Raw genomic sequence first — 9,186 nt, forward strand, 5'->3', positions numbered from 1 at the left:
CGGCCTGGCCAGCCAGTTCTTCTTCAGCCAGCCGCTGTCGGAGTTGAAGCTGCACCAGATCGCCTTGTTGGTGGGCATGGTCAAGGGCCCGTCCTACTACAACCCGCGGCGCTACCCTGAACGTGCCCTGGCCCGCCGCAACCTGGTGCTCGACCTGGTGGCCGAGCAAGGCGTGGCCAGCCAGGAGGAGGTCGATGCAGCGAAGAAGATGCCGCTGGGCGTGACCAAACGTGGCAGCCTGGCCGACAGCTCGTTCCCGGCCTTCCTCGACCTGGTCAAGCGGCAGTTGCGCCAGGACTACCGCGATGAAGACTTGACCGAGGAAGGCTTGCGTATCTTTACCAGCTTCGACCCGATCCTGCAGATGAAGGCCGAAGCCTCGATGAGCGAGACGTTCAAGCGCCTGGCCGGGCGCAAAGGGTCGGACGAGGTCGAATCGGCGATGGTCGTGACCAACCCGGAAACCGGTGAGGTACAGGCCCTGATCGGCAGCCGCCAGGCAGGTTTCGCCGGCTTCAACCGCGCCATCGATGCCTCGCGGCCGATCGGCTCGCTGGTCAAGCCGGCTGTCTACCTGACCGCGCTGGAGCAGCCGAGCAAGTACACCCTGACCAGCTGGGTGCAGGATGAGCCGTTTTCGGTCAAAGGTGGCGACGGTCAGGTCTGGCGCCCACAAAACTATGACCGCCGCCCGCACGGCACGATCTACCTGTACCAGGGGCTGGCCAATTCCTACAACCTGTCGACTGCCAAGATCGGCCTGGAAGTGGGGGTGCCAAACGTGATCAAGACCATCGGCCGGCTGGGGGTGAATGTCGACTGGCCAGCCTTCCCGGCCATGCTGCTGGGGGCTGGCGGCATGTCGCCGATGCAGGTCGCGACCATGTACCAGACCATTGCCAATGGTGGCTTCAACACGCCGATGCGCGGTATTCGCAGCGTGCTCACCGCCGAGGGCGAACCGCTCAAGCGCTACCCGTTCCAGATCCAGCAAACCTTCGACCCGGGTGCCATCTACCTGGTGCAGAACGCCATGCAGCGAGTGATGCGCGAAGGTACCGGGCGCTCGGTGTACAACACCTTGCCGCGCTCGTTGACCCTGGCGGGCAAGACCGGTACCAGCAACGACTCGCGCGACAGCTGGTTCTCTGGTTTCAGCCAGGATTTGCTGGCGGTGGTGTGGATGGGCCGCGACGATAACGGGAAAACACCGTTCACCGGTGCCACCGGTGCCCTGCAGGTATGGACCAGCTTCATGAAGAAGGCCGACCCGCTGCCGCTGGACATGCCGCAACCGGACAACGTGGTACAGGCCTGGATCGACCCCTACAGCGGCCAAGGGTCTGACGGCAGCTGTCCGGGAGCGGTACAGATGCCGTATATTCGCGGCAGTGAACCGCCCGCCGGCGCAACCTGTGGCGGCGAGCAGAATCCAGCTGAATCGGTCATGGACTGGGTCAAGGGCTGGATGAATTAAGCGCAGGCTGCATTGATGAGGTGTGACGTGAACAAGTGGCTGTTTCCTGCCGTGACGGCGCTGGCTGTGCTCCAGGGGTGCTCCAGCGTCCCGCGCGGCAATATTCCGGTGGTCGATTCGAGCACCCGCGTGTCGAACAGCGAGCGCGTGTCTGCCAACCGCTCGGCGGGTGGTTACAACGCTGGCACCGCGCAAGCGCAAACAATGCCTGAGGATTCCGGCGTCACCGTGATGATCCCGCAGGGCGCAGGCGCTTCGGGCATCCAGACCTTCCCGGCGGCCAATGGCGCGGCGCCGATCAGCACCGCGCCGATCACGCCGGGGCCGATCACTACCGGGCCGGCCACGTCGGCGCCCATGACCACCAACCCCAACCCGATCGCCGACGAACCGTTCGATATCGCGGCGATGAACAGCGCCCCACAAAGCACCAGTGCCCCCACCGGTATTCCGCGCAGCAACACGGCTGCAGGTGGCCTGGCGGCTGACGAGCAACTGGACGGCCCAGTACTGGCACTGCTGACCACCGCCACCACCCAGCAGGGCAGTGGCGATTTCAACGGTGCTGCTTCCAGCCTGGAGCGTGCCCAGCGCATTGCCCCGCGCGAACCGCAGGTGCTCTACCGCCTGGCCCAGGTGCGTTTGTCGCAAGGCGATGCCCCGCAGGCCGAGCAGCTGGCGCGTCGCGCCCTGACCTACGCCAATGGCCGCCCCAGCCTGCAGGCCGAACTGTGGAACACCATCGCACAAGCCCGTGAAAAGCAGGGCGATAGCGCTGGCGCCGCCTTGGCCCGGCAAAAAGCGCGGGTCAGTTCCTAATGATCGAGCAACGTATTCTGGACATCGCCGACCACCTGCTGCTGATCGAGCGCGAGCTGCAGGTGCAAGGCTGGTGGGAGGACGAGCCACCGAGCGACGAGGCGCTGGCCAGTACGGTGCCCTTCGCCGTCGATACCTTGCGTTTCGAGCAATGGCTGCAATGGATCTTCCTGCAACGCATGAAGATCATCATCGAGCTCGGCCAGCCGCTGCCAAATGCCTCCAGCATCCTGGTCATGGCCGAAACGGTGTTTGCTGACCGGCCGGAGCAAAGTCGTGAGCTGCGCCGGCTGTTGGCAGCTTTTGACCAATTGATCGCTCCTTCTGCCTGATTTCTTCAGTTTTTTCGTCAAGGGCCGCAGATTGTGGCCCTTTTTTATGGAAATCTTATTAATTCTGCTGCTGAAGCGATTTTTAGTGGTTGCAAGAATTCATCTCGGGGAAAAATTGGCAATAATTTTTCTTGACTTGTGCGCGCCGAATCACAAGAATCCAACTTCCGCTTTAGAGGGACTGCCAGAAGCAGACCCGCTAAGCAGATCATGAGGCGCACACCCGCGCCGACCTGTTACACCCCGCAACGCGTTACCTCGCGCTGGGTGGGAAAACCCCGCAACACTCTGGGGCGCTCCCAATACTTGCTCAGTCAGTGCTGACGTTCGCTCATGCTCTGCTTGGCAGTAAACCTATTAAGACCCGTCCTGAAGGGGCGGTATTCTGGCGTTTTAGAGGTGAACAACGTGGAGCTTTTATCTGGCGCTGAGATGGTCGTCCGCTTCTTGCGTGACGAAGGCGTTAAGCACATCTACGGGTACCCTGGTGGTGCTCTCCTGCATGTTTACGACGCGCTGTTCAAAGAACCGGAAGTGGAACACATCCTGGTTCGTCACGAACAGGCGGCAACCCATATGGCGGACGGCTACGCCCGCGCCACCGGCAAGGCCGGTGTGGTGCTGGTAACCTCCGGCCCGGGCGCGACCAATGCCATCACCGGTATTGCCACCGCCTACATGGACTCGATTCCGATGGTCATCCTGTCCGGCCAGGTGCCTAGCACCATGGTAGGTACCGATGCCTTCCAGGAAACCGACATGATCGGTATCTCGCGGCCGATCGTGAAGCACAGCTTCATGATCAAGCACCCGACCGAGATCCCTGAAATTCTGAAAAAGGCGTTCTACCTGGCGCAATCCGGTCGCCCAGGTCCAGTCGTGGTCGACATTCCAAAAGACATGACCAACCCGGCTGAGAAGTTCGAATACGTCTACCCGAAAAAGGTCAAGCTGCGCTCGTACAGCCCAGCGGTCCGTGGCCACTCCGGCCAGATCCGCAAGGCGGCCGAGATGCTGCTGGCTGCCAAGCGCCCAATCGTCTACGCCGGTGGCGGTGTGATTCTGGGCGGTGGCTCCGAAGCGCTGACCGAAATCGCCAAGTCGCTGAACCTGCCTGTCACCAACACCCTCATGGGGTTGGGCGGCTTCCCGGGTACTGATCGCCAGTTCCTCGGCATGCTTGGCATGCACGGCAGCTACACCGCCAACATGGCCATGCACAATGCCGACGTGATCTTCGCCGTCGGTGCGCGTTTCGACGACCGCGTGGTCAACGGCCCGGCCAAGTTCTGCCCGAATGCCAAGATCATCCATGTCGATATCGACCCGGCGTCGATCTCGAAGATGATCAAAGCCGATGTGCCTATCGTTGGCCCGGTCGACAGCGTGCTCAGCGAAATGCTCGGCATCCTCAAGGAAATCGGCGAGCAGCCCGACAAGGCCGCGCTGGATGCCTGGTGGAAGCAGATCGACGAGTGGCGTGGCAATGGTGAGCTGTTCCCTTACGACAAGGGCGACGGCAATGTCATCAAGCCGCAGAAAGTCATCGAGACCCTGTGCGAAGTGACCAAAGGCGATGCCTTCGTCACCTCCGACGTAGGTCAGCACCAGATGTTCGCGGCGCAGTACTACCGTTTCAACAAGCCGAACCGCTGGATCAACTCCGGTGGCCTGGGCACCATGGGCTTCGGCTTCCCGGCGGCGATGGGCATCAAGCTCAACTTCCCGGACCAGGACGTGGCCTGCGTGACCGGCGAAGGCAGCATCCAGATGAACATCCAGGAGCTGTCCACCTGCATGCAGTACGGCCTGCCGGTGAAGATCGTCAACCTGAACAACGGGGTGTTGGGCATGGTCCGCCAATGGCAGGACATGGCCTACAACGGTCGTCACTCGCACTCGTATGTCGAGTCGCTGCCTGACTTCATCAAGCTGGCCGAGGCCTATGGTCATGTGGGTATCCGCATCACCAGCCTGAAGGACCTCAAGCCGATGCTGGAAGAAGCGTTTGCGATGAAGGACCGCCTGGTATTCATCGACATCGCGGTTGACCGCAGTGAGCACGTCTATCCGATGCAGATCAAGGATGGCTCGATGCGTGACATGTGGCTGAGCAAGACGGAGCGTACCTGATATGCGGCATATCATTTCCCTGCTGCTGGAAAACGAACCCGGTGCTTTGTCCCGTGTGGTCGGCCTGTTCTCCCAGCGCAACTACAACATTGAAAGCCTGACCGTGGCGCCGACCGAAGACCCGACCCTGTCGCGTCTGACGCTGACCACCGTTGGCCATGACGAAGTGATCGAACAGATCACCAAGAACCTGAACAAGCTGGTCGAAGTGGTCAAGCTCGTCGACCTGTCGGAAAGCGCCCACATCGAGCGCGAGCTGATGCTGGTCAAGGTCAAGGCCACCGGTGCCCAGCGCGCCGAGATCAAGCGCACCACGGATATCTTCCGTGGCCAGATCGTCGATGTGACTGCCAGCGTGTACACCGTACAACTGAGCGGTACCAGCGACAAACTGGACAGCTTCATCCAGGCCATCGGCACCGCATCGATTCTCGAAACCGTGCGCAGCGGCGTTACCGGCATTGCCCGTGGCGACAAAGTGCTCAGCATCTGAATTTAAAAATTAGCGATGGCTCCGCAGGGGGCCGAGATATAACCAGGGGTATTTTCATGAAAGTTTTCTACGATAAAGACTGCGACCTTTCCATCATCCAGGGCAAGAAAGTCGCCATCATCGGTTACGGCTCCCAGGGCCACGCTCAGGCGTGCAACCTGAAGGACTCCGGTGTAGACGTTACCGTCGGTCTGCGTAAAGGTTCGGCTACCGTTGCCAAGGCTGAAGCCCACGGCCTGAAAGTTGCCGATGTTGCTACCGCTGTCGCTGCGGCTGACCTGGTGATGATCCTGACCCCGGACGAGTTCCAGGGCACGCTGTACAAGAACGAAATCGAGCCGAACATCAAGAAGGGCGCTACCCTGGCCTTCTCCCACGGTTTCTCGATCCACTACAACCAGGTTGTGCCGCGCGCCGACCTGGACGTGATCATGATCGCGCCGAAAGCGCCAGGCCACACCGTGCGCTCCGAGTTCGTCAAGGGCGGTGGTATCCCTGACCTGATCGCGATCTACCAGGACGCTTCGGGCAACGCCAAGAACGTCGCCCTGTCCTACGCCGCTGGCGTGGGTGGTGGCCGTACCGGCATCATCGAAACCACCTTCAAGGACGAGACCGAAACCGACCTGTTCGGTGAGCAGGCTGTTCTGTGCGGCGGTACCGTAGAGCTGGTCAAAGCCGGTTTCGAAACCCTGGTTGAAGCTGGCTACGCGCCGGAAATGGCCTACTTCGAATGCCTGCACGAGCTGAAGCTGATCGTTGACCTCATGTACGAAGGCGGTATCGCCAACATGAACTACTCGATCTCCAACAACGCAGAGTACGGTGAGTACGTCACCGGCCCGGAAGTCATCAACGAAGAATCCCGCAAGGCCATGCGCAACGCACTCAAGCGCATCCAGGACGGCGAGTACGCGAAGATGTTCATCTCCGAAGGCGCCACCAACTACCCATCGATGACCGCCAAGCGTCGTAACAACGCTTCGCACGGCATCGAGATCATCGGTGAGCAACTGCGCTCGATGATGCCTTGGATTTCGGCGAACAAGATCGTCGACAAAGCCAAGAACTAAGTAGCATCGCAACATGAAAAACGCGGCTTCGGCCGCGTTTTTTCGTTCTGGCAGTCAGCATCTGGTATAAAGCAGACCAGTGGCCTGCCGTCAGAACCTGTTTCGCGGGCCCGTGTCGAACATTTTCCACCCTGTTGCAAGGTACCCTCCATGAGCGAACGTCCCGAAGAGCCGAACAAGCCCTCCGACGCCGAAAGCCTGCTACCGGTCGATGAGCACGTTGAAGAAGGCCATGACGCCGAAGGTCGCAAAGTGCGCCACCGCGGCATCTACCTGCTGCCCAACCTGTTTACTACCGCCAACCTGTTTGCCGGCTTTTATTCCATTATCAGCTCGATGAGCGCACAGAGCGCCCTGAGCGCTGGTGACCCGCGTGAAGCGAGCAAGTATTTCGCGTTTGCCGCCATTGCCATCTTCGTGGCCATGGTGCTTGACGGCCTCGACGGCCGTGTCGCGCGCATGACCAACACCCAGAGCGCGTTCGGCGCCGAGTACGACTCGCTGTCGGACATGGTCGCCTTCGGTGTGGCCCCGGCGTTGCTGGCCTTCGGCTGGGCGTTGGGTGATATGGGCAAGGTTGGCTGGATGGTCGCCTTCATCTATGTTGCCGGCGCTGCGCTGCGCCTGGCACGCTTCAACACCCAGGTCGGCACCGCCGACAAGCGCTACTTCATCGGCCTGGCCAGCCCGGCTGCCGCGGGTGTTGTGGCCGGCACCGTGTGGGCGTTCAGCGACTACGGTATTCAGGGCTCCAAGCTGTCGTTCCTGGTGGCGCTGTTGGTGGCGGCTGCAGGCATGCTGATGGTCAGTAACATCAAGTACAACAGCTTCAAGGAGCTGGACCTCAAGGGCCGTGTGCCATTTGTGGCCATTCTTGCCGTAGTGCTGGTGTTTGCCGTGGTGTTCAGCGACCCGCCGCGTATCCTGCTGCTGATCTTCCTCGCCTACGCGGCTTCGGGGCCTATCCAGTTCCTGCTCAAGTCGCGCCGCCGTAAAGCGTAAAAAACGCTTAACGCTGGAATAACCCGCCGGCTCCATAGTCTTACTGGTACGTCCGTTACCCAGTGCTATGGAGCCGCTCATGCTCATCAAGCTTCCCAGGTCGTCCGAGTGCAAGGCATCGGAGATCACCCCCGAAGGCATTTACCTGTCCCGTCGTACCTTGTTGGGTGGCTCGTTGGCCGGCCTGGCCCTGGGCGCATTGCCCAGTGTTGGTCGTGCGGCCGAGGCCAGCCGTTATGCCGATGTCGAGCCGGGTAGGGCGCCTGGCTGGTTCACTGAAAAGCTCGGCGCCACGCAGTGGCAGGCAGTCACGGCCAAAGGGGAGGCGATCACGCCGTTCAAGGACGCTACCCACTACAACAACTTCTATGAGTTCGGCCCCGACAAGGGCGACCCGGCGGCCAATGGCGACAGCCTGAAAACCGAGCCTTGGTCGGTTGTGGTGGATGGTGAAGTCGGCAAGCCTGGGCGCTATGCCCTGGAAGACTTCGTCAAACCCTACCAGCTTGAGGAGCGCATCTACCGGCTGCGTTGTGTAGAGGCCTGGTCGATGGTCATCCCGTGGCTGGGGTTCCCATTGGCTCAGGTACTGAAGCAGGTCGAGCCTACTTCGAAGGCCCGTTACGTGCGTTTTGAAACGCTGAAAGACCCGGAGCATATGTCTGGCCAACGCTCGGGCTTTGCGCTGATTGACTGGCCTTATAGAGAAGGGCTGCGGCTGGACGAAGCGATGCACCCCTTGGCGGTTCTTGCTGTAGGCATGTATGGCCGCGAGTTGCCCAACCAGAATGGTGCACCGCTGCGGCTGGTGGTGCCGTGGAAGTATGGTTTCAAGAGCATCAAGTCGATCGTGCGCATCAGCCTGGTGGCCGAGCAGCCCGGAACTACCTGGCAGGGCCTGGCACCCGATGAATATGGGTTCTACGCCAATGTGAACCCCACTGTCGATCACCCGCGCTGGAGCCAGGCGCGGGAGCGGCGGCTGCCTAGCGGGCTTTTCAGTCCCAATGTGCGGGAGACGCAAATGTTCAATGGCTATGCCGACGAAGTGGCCTCGCTCTATGCCGGGCTCGACCTGCGGAAGAACTACTGATGCGCTATCCCTGGTTTCGTCTGGCGATCTTTATTGTGGGCTGCCTGTTCCCTGCCTGGTGGTTGTACGAAGCGGCAACGGGGTTGCTGGGGCCTGACCCGGGCAAGATCATGATGGACCGGTTGGGGCTTGGCGCGCTGATCTTCCTGCTGGTGACCTTGAGCATGACGCCGCTGCAGAAGCTGACGGGGTGGTCGGGTTGGATCGTGGTGCGGCGGCAGCTGGGGTTATGGGTGTTTGCTTATATCGTGCTGCACATTCTCTGTTACCTGTTCTTCATTCTCGGGCTGGATTGGGGGCAGTTGGCGGTGGAGCTGCGCAAGCGGCCTTACATTATTGTCGGGGCGCTGGGGTTTCTTGGGTTGTTGGCGTTGGCGGTTACCTCGAACCGGTATAGCCAGCGGCGGCTTGGCGCGCGGTGGAAGAAGCTGCACCGGGTGGTGTATGCGGTGTTGGGGTTGGGGTTGCTGCATTTCTTGTGGATCGTGCGTTCGGATCTGCGGGAGTGGGCGGTTTATGCGTTTGTTGGGGTTGTGTTGATGGGGCTGAGGATTCCGGCGGTTTCGCGGAGGTTGGCTGGGTTGGTCAGGCGGTAGGGGGTGTTGTTGTGGTTGGGTTTAGGTTAGGCAATGGCCCGTCTATAGATAGTGGTGGGGTTGGGAGGTGTCCGCCACAACACCTTCAGTGCCTGTGGCGAACACTTCGCGGCCTCAAGACAGCCTTCGCCTGGAATATTTCAAATAAATGAAATTAAAGGTTGACGC

9 protein-coding genes are annotated in these 9,186 nt (G+C 60.6%); all 9 read left to right on the forward strand.

What is annotated here, in order from left to right:
- Positions 1-1,477, forward strand: a 1,477-nt coding sequence (locus GYA94_RS25400; protein ID WP_174824208.1) for a penicillin-binding transpeptidase domain-containing protein, incomplete at its 5' end; no start/stop codon positions are given.
- A gap of 15 nt (positions 1,478-1,492) precedes the next feature.
- The gene (locus tag GYA94_RS25405) at positions 1,493-2,296 is read left to right on the forward strand and encodes a tetratricopeptide repeat protein (protein WP_110679077.1); all 804 of its coding nucleotides are present in this window, start codon (positions 1,493-1,495) and stop codon (positions 2,294-2,296) included.
- Positions 2,296-2,628: a YqcC family protein gene (locus tag GYA94_RS25410; protein WP_009685384.1), complete on the forward strand. Its 333-nt coding sequence runs from the start codon at positions 2,296-2,298 to the stop codon at positions 2,626-2,628. Before GYA94_RS25405 ends, GYA94_RS25410 begins: the two co-directional genes overlap by 1 nt.
- Before the next feature lie 408 nt (positions 2,629-3,036).
- On the forward strand, positions 3,037-4,761 hold the full coding sequence (locus GYA94_RS25415) for an acetolactate synthase 3 large subunit (protein WP_009685385.1): 1,725 nt from the start codon (positions 3,037-3,039) through the stop codon (positions 4,759-4,761).
- A gap of 1 nt (position 4,762) precedes the next feature.
- Positions 4,763-5,254, forward strand: coding sequence for an acetolactate synthase small subunit (gene ilvN / locus GYA94_RS25420; RefSeq protein ID WP_003250040.1), 492 nt, complete (start codon positions 4,763-4,765; stop codon positions 5,252-5,254).
- 56 nt (positions 5,255-5,310) lie between these two features.
- On the forward strand, positions 5,311-6,327 hold the full coding sequence (gene ilvC, locus GYA94_RS25425) for a ketol-acid reductoisomerase (RefSeq protein WP_009685386.1): 1,017 nt from the start codon (positions 5,311-5,313) through the stop codon (positions 6,325-6,327).
- Positions 6,328-6,477: 150 nt separating this feature from the next.
- Positions 6,478-7,329 carry a CDP-diacylglycerol--serine O-phosphatidyltransferase gene (pssA, locus tag GYA94_RS25430; RefSeq protein ID WP_009685387.1) on the forward strand — a complete coding sequence of 284 codons (852 nt, stop codon included), beginning with the start codon at positions 6,478-6,480 and terminating at the stop codon, positions 7,327-7,329.
- Positions 7,330-7,408: 79 nt separating this feature from the next.
- The gene (msrP, locus tag GYA94_RS25435) at positions 7,409-8,422 is read left to right on the forward strand and encodes a protein-methionine-sulfoxide reductase catalytic subunit MsrP (RefSeq protein WP_110679078.1); all 1,014 of its coding nucleotides are present in this window, start codon (positions 7,409-7,411) and stop codon (positions 8,420-8,422) included.
- On the forward strand, positions 8,422-9,018 hold the full coding sequence (gene msrQ, locus GYA94_RS25440) for a protein-methionine-sulfoxide reductase heme-binding subunit MsrQ (RefSeq protein WP_009685389.1): 597 nt from the start codon (positions 8,422-8,424) through the stop codon (positions 9,016-9,018). The genes msrP and msrQ overlap by 1 nt, the downstream gene beginning before the upstream one ends.
- Positions 9,019-9,186: the final 168 nt, after the last annotated feature.

The sequence above is a fragment of the Pseudomonas juntendi genome (genome assembly GCF_009932375.1).
GTDB lineage: Bacteria > Pseudomonadota > Gammaproteobacteria > Pseudomonadales > Pseudomonadaceae > Aquipseudomonas > Aquipseudomonas juntendi.

Bases quoted from the DNA above. Each gene is read 5' to 3' on its own strand.
- GYA94_RS25405 (WP_110679077.1), top strand. From the start codon at position 1,493: ATGAGGTGTGACGTGAACAAGTGGCTGTTTCCTGCCGTGACGGCGCTG.
- GYA94_RS25410 (WP_009685384.1), top strand. From the start codon at position 2,296: ATGATCGAGCAACGTATTCTGGACATCGCCGACCACCTGCTGCTGATC.
- ilvN (WP_003250040.1), top strand. From the start codon at position 4,763: ATGCGGCATATCATTTCCCTGCTGCTGGAAAACGAACCCGGTGCTTTG.
- ilvC (WP_009685386.1), top strand. From the start codon at position 5,311: ATGAAAGTTTTCTACGATAAAGACTGCGACCTTTCCATCATCCAGGGC.
- pssA (WP_009685387.1), top strand. From the start codon at position 6,478: ATGAGCGAACGTCCCGAAGAGCCGAACAAGCCCTCCGACGCCGAAAGC.
- msrP (WP_110679078.1), top strand. From the start codon at position 7,409: ATGCTCATCAAGCTTCCCAGGTCGTCCGAGTGCAAGGCATCGGAGATC.
- msrQ (WP_009685389.1), top strand. From the start codon at position 8,422: ATGCGCTATCCCTGGTTTCGTCTGGCGATCTTTATTGTGGGCTGCCTG.